This window comes from Butyrivibrio sp. (genome assembly GCF_015056685.1).
Classification (GTDB): Bacteria; Bacillota; Clostridia; order Lachnospirales; family Lachnospiraceae; genus Butyrivibrio.
Genome location: NZ_SVFW01000035.1, coordinates 1 through 21,868, shown reverse-complemented (window position 1 = coordinate 21,868; position 21,868 = coordinate 1). Strand labels below are relative to the sequence as shown.

Below are 21,868 nucleotides of genomic sequence, written 5' to 3'. Positions count from 1 at the left end.
GAAAAGTATGGAGGAGCAAAATGTCAGAGAACAAGAAAGACAAAAATCTTGAAGAAAATAAAGAAGTTATTACAAATGAGGCTGTTAAAGAAGAAACAGCTGAAGCTGCGGTGATCAAGGAAACAACAGGAAATACTGCAGCAGAGGTTTACGATGATTACGAGGAGGCTACACCTCCTGAAGAGGTTACAGGTAAAAAGAAATTCAAATTAAAGAAGAGATATGTTGTTGGCGGCGTGGCAGCTGTTTTGATACTTGGCGCCATAGGAAGACAGTTCCTTGTTGGACAGAATCAGGTGACAATGGTTGAGACTTCACCTGTTGTACTTGGAAACATAGAGAATGTTCTTTCTATTTCAGGAACAGTCCAGAGTGCTGAGACCAAGACTTACTTTTCAGAAGTAGCAGCCCCTATCGAAACTCTTGATATCAAGGTTGGCGACAAGGTGTCAAGCGGCGATGTTTTGTACACATATGACACAGAGGCGCTTGACCTTGCTGAAAAGACAGCCCAGCTTGCAATCACTCAGGCAAAGGGCAGTTATAGTTCTACAGCGGCGGGCTCTTCCCTTTCTACAATTTCAGGTGATTATGCCAAGAACATGACCTTGGCTCAGATCAATGACAGACTAGATCAGATTACTCTTGAAAAAGAAGCGATACAGAAACAGATTGATGAGAAAAAGAATAGAATTAACCAAACAATTGATGAATTAAATAAGGTTTTGATGGATTATAATCAAAACAGAGTAACAGATAGTGCTGAAGGGTATGATCAATACTCTAGAAAAGATGGTGATGGAAATGAAATGTATCTTCAGACACAGGAAGCAAAAATGGATGCTACAGCAGCTCTTACAAGAGACCCCCAGATAATTGCTTGGAACGATCAGATTATCAAGCTTAATGATGAAAGCACTTATCTTTCAGCTGCACAGAAGGCAAAAGTTAGCGGTGGGAGCGTTACTTCATCCAAAGCCCAGTATGAATCTACTCAGATGACTCAGCAGGATACAATTGATAAGCTCGAAGCTGCAAAAGAAGGCGTAAAGGCAGATTTTAACGGCGTAGTTACAGAAGTTGCTGTAGTAGAGGGCGCAACAGTTACTGCAGGAGCTAAGATGGTAACAATGGCAAATCTTGAAGATGTTCAGGTCGCTCTTTCTGTTTCAAAGAGTGATCTTCCTAAGATTGCAGTTGGCCAGAAGGTTGATATCTCAATCAATGGAAAGGCTTATGATGGCGAAGTTACCAAGATATCAGGTAATGCCACAAAGAATAGCAATGGCGTAGCAGTAGTCGAGACGATCATAAAGGTTACTAACCCTGACAATGACATAATCCTCGGTGTTGAAGCAACAAATAAGATCCATGCTGAAAAGGCTGACAACACTATCGTTCTTCCATACGAATATATTCAGACAGATGCAGAAGGCGACTATGTATATGTTGTTGAAAATGGCGTAGTAACAAGAAAAAATGTAACAGTTGGTATTTCAACCAGCACAGAGGCACAGGTGATTGAAGGATTGTCTGAAGGAGATGAAGTTATCTCATCAGATGTATCAATGCTCACGGAAGGTATGGCAGTAGCTGTTAATAACATGTGATAAGCGTGTTTCAACAGTGATATTTGGATAAAAGATAATGGGACAGTTTGGTGAATACTTTAAAAGTGCGATCAAGCAGATAATTGGTAATGGCTATCGCACTCTTATGACGATGCTTGGAATTGTCATAGGTATAGCGGCAGTAATTGCTGTTGTTGCTCTGGGAAATGGCATGACTGAGTTTGTACAAAGTCAGCTTAACGGAATAACCGGCAATTATGGAATAATCAGTATCAATACAAAGAAAACCTCTGAATTTTTTACCAGAGAAGATATGAGACTGATTGAGGATGAGCTTCCTGATATAAAGGGCGTATCTCCTGAGTTTTCCGGATATGGAAAGGTGAAGGCGAAAAGAGGTACTTTTGAAGCAAATGTAAGTGCCGGAACAGAAGCTTTTGAATATGCTCTTGGAAATGGGATCGTAAAGGGATCTTATTTTACAAGGCAGCAGGTTGAAGGCGGACAAAGAGTGTGTGTCATGCTCATAGATGATGCTATAAAACTCTTTGGAACAGATGAGTGTATTGGCAATGAAATAGAGATAACCATGTGGGGGAAGACTGCAACCTATACTGTTGTAGGACTTCGTGATCACATGAATGAAATGTATACTTTTCTTATGGAGGGGCAGGACTACTACGCCCAGATAGAAGCTCCATATACGGCTTTCTGCGCAGATTTTGATTATGAAGCAGATAAGCTTTATAGTCTGGTTCTTTTTGCTGATCAGGGAATACTAAATGACAGAGTTACAGAGGCCAAAAATATCCTTATGAATACTCATGGTCTTAGGGGAACTAATGCCATATCAGGATATAGTATGGCTGATTTCTCAAAGCAGCTTGATCAGATCCTGGGCTATGCATCTTCATTTCTTTTACTGGTTTCAGTTATTTCCCTGGTGGTAGGTGGAATAGGCGTAATGAACATTATGCTTGTTTCAGTAACAGAAAGAACAAGAGAAATCGGCATAAGAAAATCAATTGGTGCGAAAACTGCAGCTATCATGTCGCAGTTTTTGTTTGAGGCATCCATCCTTACATTCCTTGGTGGACTAGTTGGGATTGTTTTGGGAATAGTTCTTGCGCATATTATCTGTACTGCTCTAGGATTTAGCGTTATCATTACACCTTCATCAGTACTTGGAGCAGCATTTTTCTCTATTTTAGTGGGACTGTTTTTTGGACTGTACCCGGCAAGAAAAGCTGCAAAAATGAAGCCGATCGATGCGCTGAGATTATAAGGAATAAAAAATGGGAACTTTTGGAGAATATATAAAAAGTGCGCTTTCAAGCATAAGGAGCAATAAAGGAAGATCTTTTCTTACAATGCTTGGAATCATAATAGGAATCGCTGCGGTTCTGACCGTTCTGATCATCGGCGATGGCATGAAGGCTACGGTGAACAGTGAAATGGATTCCATTGGTGCCACAACTATATCAGTTTCATTGGATAATACAAAAACCGATAAGCTTTTTACTAAGGATGATCTGGACAGGATAGAAGAGGGACTTGAGAATATATACGGAGTATCTCCAAGCATTACTATTTGGGGAGAAACTATGGTGCGTGGACAGTCTTATGATATGAGCTTAAGCTGTGGAAGCCAGGCAATGGAATATGGCGCAGGCGTGAAAATGGTTCACGGTCGTTACTTCAATGCTTCAGATGTAGAAGATGGTAAAAAAGTCTGTGTACTTAGCCAGATAGCTGCAAAAAAGCTATTTGGATATGAAGAAGCAGTAGGAGAGACTGTTACTATCACAGCTTATGATCTTACCGGAGAGTTTTTGGTAATTGGCATACGAGAAGATACTTCAATGGATACAGCATATGCCAGTTATTTGGAGGAACCTATGTATATGGGAGATGTGCCATATACTGCAGCTGCTGGCTTATACAGTCTGAATCTGGATACTCTGGAGAGCTTTACAATTTATCTTGACAGTGAGTACAAAAATGCTGTTTTGTCTCAGGCAAGGTCAGTTGTTGAAAATGTCATGGGACTTAGAGGCGAAGGTGCTGTAAAGGTGTCTTCCGGTTATGGATTTGATCAGACTACAGATACTATTCTTACGATCATCACCTCTGTTGTTGCCATAATTGCTGCCATATCTCTTTTGGTTGGAGGTATTGGCGTTATGAATATCATGACTGTTTCTGTTACAGAAAGGACAAGAGAGATAGGTATCAGAAAGTCTCTCGGAGCCCGCACATCATCAATACTTACACAGTTTTTGGCGGAGGCATCAATACTTACATTTACGGGTGGAATAATAGGAATCATCCTTGGGCTTTCCCTGGCGTATCTGATCTGCAATGTAATAGGATTTGCATTCTCAGTTAATCCGCTGTTGGTGCTGCTTGTAGTAGCTATTTCTACGGCTATAGGCCTTTTCTTTGGAATATATCCTGCAAAGCGCGCAGCTAACCTTGATCCAATTGAAGCCCTTAGAACGGAGTAAAGTTAGTTTCACTGTCACTCCATGAGTACTAAAAACAGCCTTTGTGTGATATACTAGGTAGTAAGAATGTTTTTGGGGTGAGCTTGTGAGAGAGATAGTGGAGAGACTCCTTAAGGGGCAGTTTGAATATGATGATAAGAGCCTGGATTTTTCTGTGCCCAGAGTTGAGATTTCTTTGGGACCGGATGAAGAAGTCGAAGGCTCTTTTACTATATTCGGACCTGAGAACAGGTTTGTCACAGGCAGGATTTCCTCTACAGATCTCAGGATGGAGGTCATAACTCCGGAGTTTACAGGTTCACCATATGAAGTTTCTTACAGGTATGATTCAAGAGGCCTTTCCAAGGGTGATGTTCACCAGGGGAATTTCAGGATCATATCCAATCAGGGAGAGTATGTTCTTCCGTTTGTAGTCACAGTAAGGCATGATCATATAGCATCAAGCCTTGGTGATATCAAAAATCTTTTCCATTTTGCAAATTTAGCTAAAACTGATTGGAAGGAGGCAGTTGACCTCTTTTATTCCAAGGATTTTATAAGTGTATTTCAGGGAAATGACAGTCAGTACGAGAGTCTTTACAGAGGGCTTTCTGTGGGCAGGGTAAATGAGCAGAACGTTGAAGAGTTTCTCATAAGTATCAATAAAAAGAAGCCTGTTGAATTTATTATTGATCAGGAAGAGATACATATTGATTTTACGGGAACTACTCATGACTATGGAATCCTCATAACCAGAAATGGATGGGGCTATACTGACCTTCATGCCGATGTGGATGGGGATTTTATAAGCCTTGATAAAACAGATTTAAGTGATGAGAGTTTTAGCGGCAGTTCCTGCCATATAAAGATAAGGCTCAGGACAGAAATGCTCCATGAGGGTAACAACTTTGGCAGGATCATTTTCAGGAATGCCTTTATTAAGACTGAGATTCCTGTGACAGTGGCAGTGGAGCTTACAGGAAGGCATCCTACAGCGGATTATCAGGAGAAAAAGCAGCTTAAGGTCGAGCTTGTCAGGGCCTATGAGAATTACAGATGTAAAAAGATAACCGCCAGAGCCTGGGTCTCAGATACCGGCAAGATAATTGCCAAGATGAATGCAATCGATGATAAGGACCTGGAGTTCAGGCTCTATACAGCTCATTATTATATTACTGCAGGAAGAGTTAATGAGGGCAAGTGGATTCTTGACAAAGCCGAGAAAGAGGCCCTTGATTCGCCCGGAGATACACTCTATAGCTACTTCCTATATCTTTCTACACTATGTAGTAAGGAAGAGAGTTATCTGAATGATGTAGCTGAGAGACTTGAGGGGATTTTCAGGCGCAATCCGGATAACTGGCGTATTGCATGGCTTATTCAGTATGTGGCTGATGAGTATTCATCATCAAGTCCCAGAAAGTGGATGAGCATAGAAGAACAGTTTACACTTGGGTGCAGGAGTCCGATACTTTACCTCGAGGCCATGGGACTTTTAAATGAAACGCCTTCAATCCTGACAAGACTTGAGGACTTTGAACTCTATGTTCTTGAGTACGGCGCCAAGAAACAGATCATAAGCCTTAATCTGATCGATCAGATAGTATATCTTTCAACCCGTGTTCGAGGCTACAGCGACAGGCTCTACAGGATTTTAAAGGCCTGCTATGAGGTAAAAGAAAATGATCTTGTCCTTGAAGCTATCGTATCTCTTTTGATAAAGGGAGGTAAGACTTCAAAGACAGCTTTTGAGTGGTATGTCCTTGGCGTCGACAGACAGCTTCGCATAACAAGGCTCTATGAGTATTACATGATGTCCATCTATGTAACTGATGAGGGAACTCTTCCATGTGAGATAAGCAAGATGGTGCTCATGTACTTTTCTTACCAGAGCGACCTTGAATATGATAAAAACGCTATTCTTTACAGATATATCCATGAGAGAAGGCAGGATTACCCTGAGCTCTATGAAACTTATCTGCCACAGATTGAGAAGTTTCTCATGGCTCAGCTTGACAGGGGCAGGATCAATAAGGACCTTGGATATCTTTACAAGAATTTACTCACAAAGCAGATGGTTGATGCAGCCAATGCACCTAAGGTTTTGTATGTCATAAATACAGCTGAGATAAAAACCTCAGATAAAAGAGTGAACAGCGTCTGCGTTATTTACGACAAGTGTGCAAAGGAAATGCGCTATCAGGTAACTGATGGCAAGGCTTACGTTCCTTTGTACGGCAATGATTACACAGTTCTTTTGACAGACAGGGATGATAACAGGTATGCAACTACGATTGCCTATACCAATATCAGAATGATGATACCAGGGAAATTGGCAGACTATGCGATTCCTTATATTCAGAAGGGAAAAGAGAACCTGGATCTGTTTTTGTGTGATCTTGGCAAGAATGCTTACACCATCGATATGGACAATGTGAGCAGATACAGAGATCTTGCTGATTCAGAGTATGTCAGAAAAAAGGTAAAGAATGAGATAAGAAATAATCTTATCAGGTTCTACTATGACAATGATTTTACAAGGCAGCTTACTGAGTATCTTGTGAATATCGATCCGCTTGATATAAGCACCACGGAGCGCGATGAGCTATTGGAGCTTATGGTTATGGCCGGACTCTACGATAAGGCCATGGAGTGGATAAAGACTTACGGAACCTATTCAATTGACCCTAAGATTATCCTGCGTATGTGCTCAAGGATGCTTGACAGGGATATTTATGATAATGGACCGCAGGAAATTGAGATAGCTTATTATGCCTTTTCCAAGGCAAAATATGATGAGCAGCTGTTAAAGTATCTCGTGGCTAACTTTAACGGTACCATCAAAGAGATGAGGGATGTGTTCAGGGCGGCGCAGTCTTTTGGCCTTGATACCTATCCACTTGCTGAGCGAATGCTTCTGCAGATGCTCTATAGCGGTTCCTTTGTAGGTGAAAAGATCGAGATCTTCAAATCCTATGTAAAGAGCGGAGCCAGTACTGATATTGAGGTTGCATTCCTTTCACAGTGCGCATATGACAGTTTTGTTCGTGGAAAAGTCACCGATGGATTTGTCTACGAGAGGATAGAGAGCCTTGCTCTGATGGGGGTTCCTCTTCTTGATGTTTGTAAGCTCGCATATCTGCGTTACTACGCCAACGAGAAAAAGACAGGCGAAGAATACAACCAGGATGTGGCTACAGCATTTCTTAGAGAACTTGTGGATAAAAAGATATATTTCCCGTTCTTTACAGAGTATGAAGAGCTTCTTCCTGAAATGGTGCAGTTTACCGATAAGACAATGCTTGAATACAGGACCTTGCCTCAGAAACACTGCTATGTCCATTACAGATTTGCAGGGGATGAGGACAATGAGTACAAGAGCATGGAAATGCGCGAGATGTATGAAGGAATATTCGTTGCTTCTTTTGTTCTTTTCTTTGGAGAGCAGCTCCAGTACTACATCACAGAGAATTCAGAAACTGGAGAGGATGTTCTCACGGAGAGTGGAACCATTCAGAAGAGCGATATTATAAAGACTCATACAGGCAGCAGGTTCAGTTATATCAACGATATCATGATCGGAGAGACTCTCCAGGATTATGACACTGTGGATAAGCTTCTTTTGGAGCTTGGTAAAAAGAGATTTGTTTGTGACAGGCTGTTTACGGCCTTTTTAGATAATGGCGAAGAAGGATGATAGGATATGCTTTTTGGAAGTTCGGATGAAAAGCGCTTTGTGCTGGGATATGATTTGGGCGAGAAGGTTTCGCAGATAAGCTATCTGGCTTCTGATGCGGATATGCCGGAGACTCTCTCAGTACTGGCCGGAGCAGAACTGTATAATATTCCTACCGTGCTGTGCAAAAGAAATGATGTAAATCAGTGGTTTTATGGAAAAGAGGCGGTGCGCCATATTCAGGAGGGCGATGCAACAGCTGCTCCTGATCTTTTAGCATCGGCAAGGGCTGGTAAGCCTGTGATGGTGGCAGGGACCGAGTATGATCCTATAGCTCTTTTGACCCTGTTTGTTAAAAGAAGTCTGTCACTTTTATCTATGGAGCTTTCACTTGATAATGTGGATGCCATAATGATAACAACAAGCAGCCTTGACCACAGAATGGTGCAGGTTCTAAATGCTGTTACCTCAGCTCTTGAGCTTAAGACAAAAAACATATTTTATCAGAGTCATCAGGAGAGCTTTTATAATTACATGCTGTATCAGCCGGATGATCTGATGCATCATGTGATCCTTGCCTGTGACTATGACATGGAAAAACTTAATGTCTATGAAATGACATTAAACCACAATACAACGCCAATCGTGGCAACTATTGAAGACAGCTCTTTTGACAATTTAAGGATTGATCCGGCTGGATTTCCCAAGGAAGCTGCTTTGTACCACAAGACCTGCGAGAGGCTTGATGATGAGTTCCTTACAATAATGCAGAAGGTCTGCGGTGAAAAGATCATATCTACGGTGTTCCTTTTAGGGGACGGCTTCAGGGATAAATGGGCAAAAAGGTCACTGGAGTTTTTGTGCAGGACAAGAAGGGTTTTCCAGGGCAATAATCTCTTTAGCAAGGGAGCCAGTATTGCAGCAAGAGAGAGGATAAAACCTTCGGAGCATTCCAAGAAATATGTATTTCTTGGAGAGGATAAATTAAAATCCAATCTCGGAATGAAGCTGATGAAATGCGGAACAGAAGTGTATTGTGCACTTCTTGATGCGGGGACCAACTGGTATGAAGCAGAGGTTTCTATCGAGATAATCATGGATCCAAGTGGAATACTTAATGTTGAAGTTACTCCGCTCACAGGAAAGATGCCCAAAATGGTGCAGCTGTATCTTGACGGCCTTGAAAAACGACCGGAAGGAACAACGAGACTTAGAATTTCCATGAAGATGAACTCTGTAAATGAGGTGGGCGTCAAGGTTCAGGATCTGGGCTTTGGAGAGCTGTTCCCATCTTCAGGAAAGACCTGGGAGCAGATAATTGAACTGTAATGAGGTTGTGTTATGAGTAAGCCAATTCTTTGTATCGGAACATATGCAAAGACTCCCTTTCATATAGAAAAGGTGGGCAAAAATGTCTACTGCATTGAGGAACTTTGCTACATACTTGTAAATAATGCTTTTCTTTTGGATGAAGACAGCTTTGGAAATGACCTTTTTGACTGGATCGAGAAGGAGTGCTCTCTTGAAAGACTTGCGGATGAGCTTAGGAGCATGTACATGAAGAAATGCTCCATCGCGTCTCTTGCGGGAACCATTCTTGACTATGTTGGCTATAACAGCAAAAAGGAAGTTGACAGAACTGAAGAGATACTCAGAGCCAATGCAGGAATGGATGTCTACAGGAAAAAGATGGCCCGTGCGGATTATCTTTTGAAAAACAACCGCTATAGCATGGCATTCAAGGAATATGAATTTCTTTTAAATAATACGGACGAACTTGATAAGAAGACGAAAGCAAAGATAGAGCACAATGAAGGTGTTATGTATGCCAGACTCTTTCTCTTTGAAAGAGCAGCGGATATGTTTCTGAAAGCCTACAGGGATGGCGGCGATGAGGCGTCACTTATTCAGTATCTTGGTGCTGTGAGAATGAATCTTTCCGACAAGGAATATGTTTCATTTGTGGCGGATAATGAAGATATGTATGAGGCTTCAATGGCTCTTGAAAGACGGGTAAATGAGCTCGAAGAGCTGTTTGGAAGCAGCAAGTCCAATCTTGCGGTTGGAACTCTTTCTGTCTACAAGGCAGAGGGCAAGATGAGCGAGTACTATGATGTAGTGGGGAAGATTACAGAGGAGCTGAAAACCGAGTACAGAGATCTCGTCAAAAGTAAAGTAGGATAAGCTGGGGGACTTACGTATGGGACTTTTGGATGACATTTTTGGAAGAAATAAACCCGATGACAGGGTGATGCAGGAAGAACTTCAGGACTGGAATGATATTGTCTATACCAGAAAAGACCTTGATATGGACGACCCGGTTCAGCGAAGGGAGTATATAGGGAGCTGTCTTCAGCAGATGGAAGAAGCATCCAGGCAGCTTGATGCCCTTGAAGTAGAATATGCAGATGTTACCAGCCATTTGAGGGACATGGAGGAAATTGACTCGCTCCCGCCTGAACAGAGGGCTGAAGTCACTGATTGTGCCCAGAGAATAATCGAATCCCAGGAGCAGCAGGAAAAATTTGTAAAGCGCAAGAGCAAAATGAGCGATGAAGACTTTGAACATATGGAAAGGCTTCAGGCTCAGGCGCAGATTGGAGCAGAAAAGCTCCTTGAAGCAGAAAACTTTCAAAAGAAGATAAAGAATGATCTAAAGAGGCTTGATTCAGAGCATCAGGCATATCTTTTCAGAGAAGAGGAACTTGAGAAAACTATCGAGAGTTCCAAGACCCTTACTATAGTAATAGGGGTAACTCTCTGCCTTATAATTATTTTTTTACTGATATTACAGTTTGGACTTAAGCTTAATGTTACCTATGGCTTTATGATAAGCATTCTTTTATCTGCCATAGTTATCACTGTGCTGTATGTTCAGAGCACCGGAGCTGTGGTTGAATTAAAGAGTGTAAAAAAGTCCATTTCAAGGCTTATAATGCTTCAGAATTCAGTAAAGATAAGGTATGTCAATAACACCAATCTTATAGATTATCTCTGTATGAAGTACAGAGTCATGAATTCTGCAGAGCTCAGCGGCATGTATGACAAGTATCTGAAGGAGAAAAAAGAGCGCGAGAAATACGAGGACTCAAGAAGAATCCTTGATGCAAACCAAAAGGATCTTATTTATATCCTCAGGCACTACAGGGTAAAAGACCCTGATATATGGGTTCATCAGGTGGAGGCTCTTATAAGCCACAATGAGGAGGTTGAAATAAGGCACAGCCTCAATGTACAAAGACAGTCCCTTAGAAAGCGAATGGAATACAACAGAAATATCGTAGCAGGTAATGCCAAAAGAGAAATTGAAGACACTGCAAAGCTCTATCCGCAGTATGCTCAGGAAATACTTGATATGGTTTCAAGATACGAAGAAAAGTACCCAAATGTGTAAACATTTGGGTATTTTTTTCATTGTCAGCAAAAAAGATAGATGGTATTATTTTTGTGTTTGAGCATTCATTACGTATTTAGTATTTGAGGAGAACCAAATGGTGGGAGAAAACAGATTGGAGAATTACAAACACCTCGGCGAAGAGTGCGGTGTCTTTGGCATGTACGATTTCGACGGCGGTGATGTAGCAGAATCTATCTACTATGGGCTCGTTTCGCTCCAGCACAGAGGACAGGAAAGCTGTGGTATCGCTGTGAGTCAGACAAATGGGCCTAAAGGCAAAGTTTCCAGCTATAAAGACATGGGACTTGTAAACGAAGCGTTTACGCCGGATATTTTAGATGGGCTAAAGGGTGATATTGGTGTAGGTCACGTCCGCTATTCTACAGCAGGAAGCAGCACCAGAGAAAATGCTCAGCCCTTAGTTCTTAATTATGTAAAAGGTACCCTGGCACTAGCCCATAACGGTAACCTAGTCAATGCACCGGAGCTGCGTCAAGAGCTCGCTTATACAGGTGCGATTTTCCAAACAACTATTGATTCAGAAGTAATTGCATATCATATTGCACGAGAGAGGCTTGTTTCAAACTCTGTAGAAGAGGCAGTGGGAAAGGCTATGCTCAAGATAAAAGGCGCATACAGTCTTGTTATCATGTCTCCGAGAAAGCTTATCGGTGCTAGAGATCCTTATGGATTTAAACCTCTTGTAATAGGAAGAAGAGATAACTGTTATGTGTTGGCTTCTGAGACCTGCGCCCTTGATACCATAGGAGCTACATTTATCAGGGATGTTGAGCCGGGTGAGATAGTTACTATTTCTCCTGAAAAGGGAATTGTTTCTGACAAATCAATGTGCATCGAAAAGGAGAAACATGCCAGATGCATATTTGAATATATTTATTTTTCAAGACCTGACAGTTCAATAGATGGAATCAGCGTCTATGATGCCAGGATTGCAGCCGGAAGATTTTTGGCCAAGGATTCACCTGTTGACGCAGACATGGTTGTAGGCGTTCCTGAATCAGGTAACGTTGCGGCCCTTGGATATGCCATGGAATCAGGAATTCCATACGGACAGGCCTTCGTCAAAAACTCTTATATCGGAAGAACATTCATCAAACCAAAGCAGAAGAACAGAGAGTCCAGTGTTCAGGTTAAGCTAAATGCTTTGACAAGCGGAGTTAAGGGTAAGAGGATCATCATGATAGATGATTCCATCGTCAGAGGAACAACATCTGACAGGATTGTGAGAATGCTTCGCGATGCAGGAGCAAAAGAAGTACACATGAGAGTAAGCTCACCACCATTCTTGTGGCCTTGCTACTTTGGAACAGACGTACCTGCAAGAGATCAGCTTATAGCTTACAACAGGAATGTTGAGGATATCTGTAAGATAATCGGAGCAGATTCACTGGCTTACCTTAAGATCGAGAGATTAGAGGAAATGGTCGGCGGAAAGCTCGGAATCTGTAAGGGATGCTTTACAGGCAAATATCCAATAGAACCACCAAAAAATGATATTCGCGGAGACTACGAGCGATAAAAATACCAGGATTGATCAGGAGGAATAAAATGAATACAGACAGATACACAAGCCCATTATCAGAGCGTTATGCAAGTAAGGAAATGCAGTATATCTTTTCACAGGATATGAAGTTTAAGACCTGGAGAAAACTGTGGATCGCTCTTGCAGAGATTGAGAAAGACCTGGGACTTAATATTACTCAGGAGCAGATAGATGAACTTAAAGAGCACCAGGATGACATCAACTATGATGTTGCAAGAGCAAGAGAAAAAGAAGTTCGTCACGATGTTATGAGCCATGTATATGCTTATGGTCAGCAGTGCCCAAAGGCTAAAGGAATCATTCACCTTGGCGCAACAAGCTGCTATGTTGGTGACAACACAGATGTTATTGTCATGACTGAGGCTTTGAAGCTTGTCCGTAAAAAGCTTGTAAATGTTATCTATGAGCTTTCTAAGTTTGCTGACAAGTACAAGGACCTTCCAACACTTGGATTTACTCATTTCCAGCCTGCACAGCCAACAACTGTAGGAAAAAGAGCTTCTCTCTGGCTTCAGGATTTTACAATTGACCTTGAGGATCTTGACTATGTCATTGATAACATGAAGCTTTTGGGTTCAAAGGGAACAACAGGTACACAGGCTTCTTTCCTTGAGCTCTTTGACGGAGACCTCACAAAGGTTGATAAGCTTGATCCTATGCTTGCTGAAAAGATGGGATTTAAGGGTTGCATGTCTGTTTCAGGTCAGACCTATAGCAGAAAGATAGACATGAAGGTTATAAATGTTCTTGCAGGTATTGCATCATCTGCAACAAAGATGGCGCAGGACATCAGACTCCTTCAGCATTTAAAGGAAGTTGAGGAACCATTTGAAAAGAGCCAGATCGGTTCATCAGCTATGGCCTATAAGAGAAATCCTATGAGAAGTGAAAGGATATGTTCTCTCTCAAGATATGTTATAATAGATACTCTTAATCCTGCTATTACTGAAGTGTCACAGTGGTTTGAAAGAACACTTGACGATTCAGCCAATAAGAGACTTTCAATTCCTGAAGGATTCCTTGCAACAGACGGTATCCTCGACCTTTGCCTCAATGTGGTAGATGGTCTTGTGGTATACCCTAAGGTTATTGAGAAACATCTTTTGGCAGAGCTTCCATTCATGGCTACAGAGAATATCATGATGGATGCTGTTAAGGCAGGCGGAGACAGACAGGAACTCCATGAAAAGATCCGTGAGCTTTCTATGGAAGCTGGCAAGACAGTTAAGGTTGAGGGTAAGGAAAACAACCTCCTTGAGCTTATAGCTGCTGATCCTGCATTCCACCTTTCACTTGATGATCTTAAGGCATCAATGGATCCTAAGAAGTATGTTGGATGCAGTGCACATCAGGTAGAGAAATTCCTTGCAGAGGTAGTTAACCCTATCATCGAGGAAAACAAAGATCTTCTTGGAGTTACAGCTGAGATTAATGTATAAAGGGAAAAAATATGAAGATTACAGAAATTTTTAAAGAAAAGGAAGTGACCCTTTCATTCGAGGTATTTCCACCAAAGACAGATAATGGATATCCGGCTGTTGAGAAGGCTGCAGCTGAGATTGCAGCCCTCGGCCCGGATTTTATGAGCGTAACTTACGGAGCCGGCGGCGGAACAAGTAAAAACACAGCAAGTATTGCGGCAGATCTTCAGGATAAATATCATGTGCCGGTACTTGCTCATCTGACTTGCGTTTCATCCGACAAGGATCATGTGAAATCAATGATCAATACTTATAAGGAAAAAGGTATTGAGAATATCATGGCGCTTCGAGGCGACATACCCAAAGAGGGAAGAACTCATTTTGATTACAACCATGCGACAGAGCTTATCTATGACATTAAGTCCATAGATCCCGATATCTGTATTGGAGGAGCGTGCTACCCTGAGGGACATGTGGAGTGCGCAAGACAGTCAGAGGATATTCAGCACCTGAAAGAAAAGGTTGAGGCAGGATGTGACTTTTTGACTACGCAGATGTTTTTTGACAACTCCACTCTTTATCAGTTTTTGTATCGCATAAAGGATAAGGGTATTGATGTTCCGGTAATTCCGGGTATCATGCCTATTACCAATGAGAAACAGGTAGCCAGAAGTGTGGCTCTGTCAGGCTCAACAATTCCACAGAAGATGAAGATCATGGTGGACAGATTTCAGGATAATCCTGAAAAGCTTAAAGAGGCGGGAATCATCTATGCATGTGATCAGATAATTGATCTTATTTCAAACGGCGTTAGCCATATTCATGTTTATTCCATGAATAAGCCGGACATTGCAGCAGGCATAATGCGCAATCTAGGGGCTATCATAAAGTAATATTGTTAGGGGAAAATAAAAAATGAACATTCAGAACAACATAAACCAAGAGGACTTTGACTATTCACAGGATGTAATAAAAAAGCTTTCTGACTATTTTGATTCAAAAGTTGTAGGTCAAAAGGGACTTAAGTTCTCGCTTATCGCATCAATCATTGCGGACGGACATATTCTTGTAGAGTCAGTGCCTGGCCTTGCAAAGACTACAGCAGCAAAAGCTATTTCAGATGCCGTAGATGGTAAGTTTGCACGTATACAGTGCACACCGGATCTTTTACCGGGTGATATTGTAGGTACACAGATCTATAATCAGGCTACACAGAAGTTTGAAACAATCTTAGGACCTGTATTTGCTAACTTTGTACTTCTTGATGAGGTAAACAGATCAAGTGCCAAGACACAGTCAGCCATGCTGGAAGCCATGCAGGAGAAACAGGTTACTATCGGTGGCAAGGCTTATCACATGCCTGAGGATATCTTTATTGTAATTGCTACTCAGAACCCAATTGAGCAGGAAGGTACATATCCTCTTTCGGAGGCTCAGACAGACAGATTCCTGATAAAAGAGGTGATCACATATCCTACAGCTGCTGAGGAAGTAGAGATCCTTAGCAGGATCGAGTCAGGAACTATCTCAAGAGTTGATCCGCCTGTACTTACTATCAAGGATGTTGATAAGGTTCAGGATATTGTGGATAAGGTTTATGTTGACGATGCAATTAAGTGGTATATTTCAAGTATTGTTGTTGCCAGCAGAAGAGCTAATCAGATTCCTGATTTTGAACTGGGCAAATATGTTAGGATCGGTGTCAGCCCTCGTGCTTCCATTGCTTTCCTTAAGATGTCCAAGGCAGCAGCACTTATGCAGGGAAGAACCTATGTTACTCCTGAAGATGTCAAGCTTGTCCGTCATCAGGTATTAAGACACAGAATCGGTCTTAACTATTCAGCAGTTGCGGACAATATTTCTGTTGAGATGGTAATTGACGGAATTGTTAATTCTGTAAAAACTCCATGATAGAGAGCTGACAAAAATGAACATAGATTATGAGTATTTATCAAGAATAAGAAGGGCGGTAGCTCTTTATACCACAAAAAAGACCTCCAATATTCTTGAGGGAGATTTCCACTCTATACATAAGGGAAGAAGTATGGATTTTGAGGATCTTAAGGAGTACACTCCGGGAGACGAAGTCCATGATATAGACTGGAAGTCGTCTTCAAGAATGGGGACGATTCTTGTGCGAAGATATATGACCGACAGAAGGCACAATATGATGTTTGTGTGCGACAGCGGTCTTAAAATGAAGGGCGATACTCCTAGTGGGGATTCCAAAAAGGAGATTGCCCTTATGACATTTGGAACTCTTGCATATATCGCCGGAAGAAACGGCTCTGATTTTGCCATGGCTTATTCTAAGGCAGATCAGCCAAGCGTCAGTCTGTTTAAGTCGGGACCTGACCATCTTGAGGGCCTTTTGTATGAGTATGAAAAGCATATCTGTGAGGACAATCAAAGGACAATAAGCCAGACTCTGATGGACGTTGTAAGCATGGTCCATAAGAGGATGATCATAGTTCTTATTACAGATATGGAGGGCCTTGCCGGTATAAGCAAGGATACAGTAAGAGCAATAACGAAGGATCATGATCTTCTTGCTTTTGGAATTGAGGATGCGTCTTTATTTGGTGAGAATGTATATGATCTTGAGAGCAGCCGGTATGAGAGATTTTTCTTTTCCCACAGCAGGAAGTTAAAAGAGTATGACAAAGAGCTGAGGAAAGAACTGGGAGATCAGGTTCATGATACCTGTAAGCAGAGCCGCGTGGCAGCAGTATCCCTTAAGACCGAAAGCGAGATAATAGACAAGGCGATTGTCCTGTTTGAAAGGTATAGACATGGAAACTACGGTTACATTACAACCACCCTTTGAGTATGAAATGTGGGTGCTTGTAGTTTTTAGCATCTTGTTAGTGGCAGGAATAGCAGGAGTCATTTATGCCATTATTAAAATGAAAAACAAGGATACTGTCCGTGAAGTTACTTCTGAAGAAAAGGCTGTTTACAAGAAAGCCGGACAGATTACCCTTTATAATGCAAAAAGAAAGTATGTTTTGCAGACACAGCGCTTAATTGCGGATTATAAAGCAAAAAAGATCTCAAAGAGAGATGGCTATCAGAAGCTGAGTCTGATAATCAGGGGATTTGTGTTTGAGACAACTAAAATAGATGTCACAAAGTACACATTAAGAGATTTGAAAGAACTAAAGCTCTCTAAGCTGGATACTCTTATTGAGGAATATTATGTGCCTGAGTTTGGTGAGGACGAGAGATCAAAGAATATGAATCTCGAAGCTTCCTGCAACAGGGCAATGGGAGTGATCAAAACATGGAACTGATGTATGGAAAGGTGGTTGTCTTTGGTCTGATAGCTGTTGCGGTTTTTGTTGCCGGGCTTTTTTATATAAAAAGGAAGAAAAGTTTTATATATGCCACGGGGATCAAGGCTGCCAATACCAAAAGATTAAAGCAGTCAAAGATATATAAGAGACTTGAGCAAAGGTATCTTGTGCTCAGATGCATTCTTATAGCGGGGATAATTGGAAGTATTGTTTCATCTTTGGTTCTTATAGCAAGACCTTACAAAAAAGATGATATATATAGTGGGGTAAAGAAAAGAGATATTATTCTTTGTTTGGACGTATCCTATTCTCTTTATGATCTTAACTACGAGATAACAGATTATCTTAAGGAAGTGGTTAAGGGGCTTGAGGGAGACAGGATAGGAATAAACATCTTTAACACATCTACAGTCACATATGTCCCTTTAACTGATGATTATGAATATGTTCTTCAAAAGCTTGATGAGCTTAGTGAGTACTTTGCGCTTCAGAAGGAATATCAGGATAAGTACGGAGAGTACACATATATTCCGGATGAACTGTTGGACGAATACATGGAACTTGCTTATAAGCTAGATTATTATGATGCAGGAACTCTTTATAATAATCAGAGCAAGGGCTCATCGCTGGTGGGCGAAGGACTTGGAACAGCTCTGTATTCATTCCCTTATCTTGGAGAGTCTGACAGGACCAGAGTTATCATCATGTGCACGGATAATGAGTTAAATGCCAGAAAAAAACAGATCATGGATCTTGACGATGCAGCTAAAGCCTGCGCTCAGAACAAGGTTACTGTGTTTGGTATATTCCCAAGTGAAGAAGCTTTCTATGCTCCTGATGAATATGATTATAATTCCTGTAAGGAAGAGTTCAAAACGGCTGTTGAATCAACCGGTGGCAAGTTTTATGTCCGCACACAGGATCAGGCTGTATCAGAGATTGTAAAAGATATACAGAAACAGGAAGCCATGCTGGTTAAGGTAGTTATGTCCAGACAGTATGTGGATCTTCCTTATATTCCGTTTACTATTTTAATTATATGTCTGGCACTTGGATTGTCAGCAGGATTGGTGTTGCAAAGATGAGTATTAGGCCTATTTTTCCTGTTGTAGTTATGGTGTTTGTTCTTCTTGTGTTTGTAGCAGTTACAGTTACCATAATTTCCAGGAATCCATTAAAACTAAAAGATAAGATATTGACCATTATCAGGCTTGGACTTATATATGCTTTGGTTTTTTGCATAGGGTTAAGACCTGTGACTATGGATGATGAATATGAATTCTCAACAAAGAATCTCGATGTTCTTTTTGTTGTGGACACTACCATAAGTATGTGGGCTGGCGACTACAACGGGTCCAAAGAAAGAATGGATGGCGTTATTGCCGATGCCGGATTCATTATAGATGAACTTGCAGGTTCTAATTTTGCACTGGTCACTTTTGATGATCAGGCCCATGTGCTTGCTCCGTTCACGCAGGATTTTCAGTATATAGAGAATCTTTTTGAGACATTTTCTTCTCCTGACAGCACTATGGCAACAGGAAGTGATCTTTCTCTTCCATATAAAGATATTGAGTCACTTCTTTTGTCATCATCAAGAAAAGAAAATAGAAAGACCATAGTCTTTTACATAAGCGATGGTGAGATAACAAACGGCACAAAACTTTCTTCATATAAAGATCTTGCCCAGTATGTGGATGGCGGCGCTGTCTTTGGATATGGTACAGAAGCCGGCGGCAAAATGAAGGACGGCAGCTGGGGTTATATCTATGATTATGATACTCATCAGGATGCAATATCCAAAATTGATGAGGCTAACCTGAAGCAGGTAGCAGAGGATCTGGGAATATATTATTACAATGTAAATGATGGTAATGCTGCCATAAAGGGCGAGATCGAACTGATCAAGCAAAGCAGTAAGACTATCGTTGAAAAGGGCATGGGAGCTGAAGCTTTTCAGGACACATATTTTTACTTTGCGATAGCTTTGGCACTTGTTCTTCTCTGGGAGCTTTTTGTAATTGTAAGGAAAGGGAGGCTCTGATCATGAAAAAGACACCTATAAAGTATCTTGCGATACTTATCGTATCAGTGGCTGTCGTGGTTATATCAGTTTCAGCCCTGGCCAGAGTCTTTGTGAATAAAGGTTTTGTTGTTTCCTATGAACAGGGAATATATGATACTTCAAAAGAAAAGACGCTGTTTTTAATGAATTTTCCTCAGGGGTATATTCCTTATTACAATGTGGGAAATGCTGCATATCAGCAAAGTGATTACATTAGTGCCATAAGCTATTACTATGATGCTCTGAAATTTAATCCAAAGGAGCCATGGGACTGTCAAATAAGAATCAACCTGGCTCTTGCGCTCCTTCATATGATTGATTTTGAAAACCTTGATTCTGAAGAAAAAGTACAGAATGCTCTTTCTGTTTTGTATCAGGCAAGAGGGGTGCTGATAGAACATGGCTGTGCTGAAGATAAAGGTGAGAATGGCCACAATAAAGATGCGCAGCAGTTAAAAGACGATATCGACAAGATGATCGAAAAACTTCAAAAGAATGGTTCTGGTGAAGGAGAAAGTGAACAGGACCAAAATGAATCAGAAGGCGAAGATAAAAAAGAACAGTCTGGTGGTTCATCTGATTCCAATAAGCAGAAGCAGCAACAACAGGCTCTTGAGCAGAATAAAAAGAATGCTATGCAGGAGAGACAGGAAGAAATAGATCAGCTTGAGGAGCATGAAAAGTATTCTGGCAAAAATTCAGGTAGTGGAGAGTCAGGAGACGGCGACGCGGAGATCGGTGATGGCGACGGCGGTTCAGAAGAAGGAGATGGAGACGGCTCTTCTTCAGGACCAAAGCACCCATGGTAACTCAAAACCTTTGAAAATTCTGTTAAATCTGAGGTTTTAACTCTTGAAGATACTTTGAATTGCATACAAGATGATGTATAATATACTTTGAAAAAGTGAATATATTGTGCGAAAGGGGAAAACTATGAAAAAAAGTTTGTCAGCTACTATTGGCGTGCTGCTTACAATGGTGCTTGTAGCTATCATGGGGCTTTCTGTTCCAACTGTTTCAAAAGCTGCTGAGACCACATTTTCTGGTACTGTTTCCGATAAGACGACTTCAGAAATTTTATATCTGACCACCAGCGGTGGAACAATGGAGATAAAACTTGACAGCAATACTACCATAAGCGGTACAAAGCTTATACTTCCAGGGAATACAGTCAGCTGTTCCTGCTACAGAGGAAGTGATGAGTACTGGCATGTATCTTCGATATCAGGATCAAGCCAGGTTGGTAAAGTTACATTAGATGCTTCTACAAAGGCTACTGTTACAGGAAGCATAGCAAAGGGAACATCTGAAGATCTTTTATATCTGGTTGTTGATAACGGAACGATGCAGATCAAGATGGATGACGATACAGACCTTGATGATGTGACAATGCTTATCATTGGTAAGAAAGTAAAGGTTGTGGTTGAGAGAGGCTCTGATGCTTATATGCATGCGATTTCCATCGCGGATTATGGCAGCAGTTCTTCAACATCTACTTCAACATCTACAACAACTACAAGTTCTTCATCATCAGGAAACACTGTTTCAGGTACAGTTGAGAAAGGAACTACATCTTCAATCCTGTATCTTTCAACATCAGCAGGAACTATGGAATTTGTCTTAGATCTTGGAACTGATGCAAGCGCATGTAGAGTACTGATGCCCGGTCAGAAAATTACTGTAAGCTTCTACAGAGGATCTGATGCATGGAATCACACATCAAAACTTGTAAATAATTCAGATACAGCTTCATCTACAGCTACTCTTGATTCATCAACTCAGGCTACTATAACAGGTACTGTTGATGATGATACTGATGAAGGAACACTTCACCTTGATACAAATGATGGCGTCATGGAAATAAGACTTGACTCCAATACAAACTTTTCAAAGTGTCCTGTACTTCTTCTTAATAAGAGTGTTACAGTTGTTGCACAAAGAGGAAGCGATGCATATTATCATGCAGTAACAATTACATCTAACTATTAATAAAGAAAGAGCAATGACCGTTTATTGATCATTGCTCTTATTTTTATTTTGCAGTCCAGCGTCCGCTTGCTCCGCAAGGAAGGACGAGACCATTTCCTTTTACAGGAAGACCAATTTCATTTGCCTCTACAGTACCTTTGTGAATAGGATCAAGAACTGTGTGAAGCATATAAGAAAGAACTGCAGGCTGCAATCCTGTTGTGTATGAGTTAATAAGGAAGAAAAGAGGATCATCTGAAAGCAGTTTTGAGGAAAGCTGTATAAATGGGAAAACAGATTCTTCAATTTTCCAGATTTCACCCTTTGGGCCTCTTCCATATGAAGGGGGATCCATTATAATTCCGTCGTATTTATTACCTCTTCTTATTTCTCTTTCTACGAACTTAACGCAGTCATCAACAAG

Annotated in this window: 17 protein-coding genes and 1 pseudogene; 17 read left to right on the top strand and 1 reads right to left on the bottom strand. The window is 41.2% G+C overall.

Annotated elements, in window-relative coordinates; translation table 11 throughout:
- Nucleotides 1–20 precede the first annotated feature (20 nt).
- From E7303_RS12515 to E7303_RS12435, 17 genes are all read left to right on the top strand, one after another.
- Entirely contained in the window at nucleotides 21–1,610 is a 1,590-nt protein-coding gene (locus E7303_RS12515; RefSeq protein WP_292145664.1) for an efflux RND transporter periplasmic adaptor subunit, read from the top strand.
- Nucleotides 1,611–1,647: 37 nt separating this feature from the next.
- A complete protein-coding gene (locus E7303_RS12510; RefSeq protein WP_292145663.1) occupies nucleotides 1,648–2,856 on the top strand; it encodes an ABC transporter permease in 1,209 nt (402 codons plus the stop codon).
- Between the two features lie 10 nt (nucleotides 2,857–2,866).
- A complete protein-coding gene (locus E7303_RS12505; RefSeq protein WP_292145662.1) occupies nucleotides 2,867–4,078 on the top strand; it encodes an ABC transporter permease in 1,212 nt (403 codons plus the stop codon).
- A gap of 85 nt (nucleotides 4,079–4,163) precedes the next feature.
- The gene (locus E7303_RS12500; protein WP_292145661.1) at nucleotides 4,164–7,754 is read left to right on the top strand and encodes a DUF5717 family protein; all 3,591 of its coding nucleotides are present in this window, start codon (nucleotides 4,164–4,166) and stop codon (nucleotides 7,752–7,754) included.
- 6 nt (nucleotides 7,755–7,760) lie between these two features.
- Nucleotides 7,761–9,062, top strand: a complete 1,302-nt coding sequence (locus E7303_RS12495) for a DUF5716 family protein (RefSeq protein WP_103870141.1) — start codon at nucleotides 7,761–7,763, stop codon at nucleotides 9,060–9,062.
- A gap of 12 nt (nucleotides 9,063–9,074) precedes the next feature.
- Entirely contained in the window at nucleotides 9,075–9,917 is an 843-nt protein-coding gene (locus E7303_RS12490) for a hypothetical protein (protein WP_292145660.1), read from the top strand.
- Nucleotides 9,918–9,933: 16 nt separating this feature from the next.
- The gene (locus E7303_RS12485; protein ID WP_292145659.1) at nucleotides 9,934–11,127 is read left to right on the top strand and encodes a hypothetical protein; all 1,194 of its coding nucleotides are present in this window, start codon (nucleotides 9,934–9,936) and stop codon (nucleotides 11,125–11,127) included.
- Between the two features lie 97 nt (nucleotides 11,128–11,224).
- Nucleotides 11,225–12,670, top strand: coding sequence for an amidophosphoribosyltransferase (gene purF / locus E7303_RS12480; protein ID WP_022772910.1), 1,446 nt, complete (start codon nucleotides 11,225–11,227; stop codon nucleotides 12,668–12,670).
- Between the two features lie 29 nt (nucleotides 12,671–12,699).
- On the top strand, nucleotides 12,700–14,133 hold the full coding sequence (gene purB / locus E7303_RS12475) for an adenylosuccinate lyase (protein ID WP_022772911.1): 1,434 nt from the start codon (nucleotides 12,700–12,702) through the stop codon (nucleotides 14,131–14,133).
- Nucleotides 14,134–14,144: 11 nt separating this feature from the next.
- Nucleotides 14,145–15,008: a methylenetetrahydrofolate reductase [NAD(P)H] gene (gene metF, locus E7303_RS12470; protein WP_103870146.1), complete on the top strand. Its 864-nt coding sequence runs from the start codon at nucleotides 14,145–14,147 to the stop codon at nucleotides 15,006–15,008.
- 22 nt (nucleotides 15,009–15,030) lie between these two features.
- Complete coding sequence (locus tag E7303_RS12465; RefSeq protein WP_022772914.1) at nucleotides 15,031–16,026, top strand: AAA family ATPase; 996 nt, start codon at nucleotides 15,031–15,033, stop codon at nucleotides 16,024–16,026.
- Between the two features lie 16 nt (nucleotides 16,027–16,042).
- Nucleotides 16,043–16,942, top strand: coding sequence for a DUF58 domain-containing protein (locus E7303_RS12460; protein ID WP_292145658.1), 900 nt, complete (start codon nucleotides 16,043–16,045; stop codon nucleotides 16,940–16,942).
- Nucleotides 16,908–17,408: a hypothetical protein gene (locus E7303_RS12455; RefSeq protein WP_292145657.1), complete on the top strand. Its 501-nt coding sequence runs from the start codon at nucleotides 16,908–16,910 to the stop codon at nucleotides 17,406–17,408. The genes E7303_RS12460 and E7303_RS12455 overlap by 35 nt, the downstream gene beginning before the upstream one ends.
- A complete protein-coding gene (locus E7303_RS12450; RefSeq protein ID WP_292145655.1) occupies nucleotides 17,399–18,496 on the top strand; it encodes a VWA domain-containing protein in 1,098 nt (365 codons plus the stop codon). Before E7303_RS12455 ends, E7303_RS12450 begins: the two co-directional genes overlap by 10 nt.
- The gene (locus E7303_RS12445; RefSeq protein ID WP_292145654.1) at nucleotides 18,493–19,455 is read left to right on the top strand and encodes a vWA domain-containing protein; all 963 of its coding nucleotides are present in this window, start codon (nucleotides 18,493–18,495) and stop codon (nucleotides 19,453–19,455) included. The genes E7303_RS12450 and E7303_RS12445 overlap by 4 nt, the downstream gene beginning before the upstream one ends.
- A 2-nt stretch (nucleotides 19,456–19,457) precedes the next feature.
- Entirely contained in the window at nucleotides 19,458–20,285 is an 828-nt protein-coding gene (locus tag E7303_RS12440; protein ID WP_292145653.1) for a tetratricopeptide repeat protein, read from the top strand.
- A 124-nt stretch (nucleotides 20,286–20,409) separates the two neighbouring features.
- Nucleotides 20,410–21,465, top strand: a complete 1,056-nt coding sequence (locus tag E7303_RS12435; protein ID WP_292145652.1) for a hypothetical protein — start codon at nucleotides 20,410–20,412, stop codon at nucleotides 21,463–21,465.
- Nucleotides 21,466–21,508: 43 nt separating this feature from the next.
- Here the strand turns inward: E7303_RS12435 and E7303_RS12430 are convergent.
- Nucleotides 21,509–21,868, bottom strand: a pseudogene (locus E7303_RS12430) (SAM-dependent methyltransferase); the annotation flags it as partial.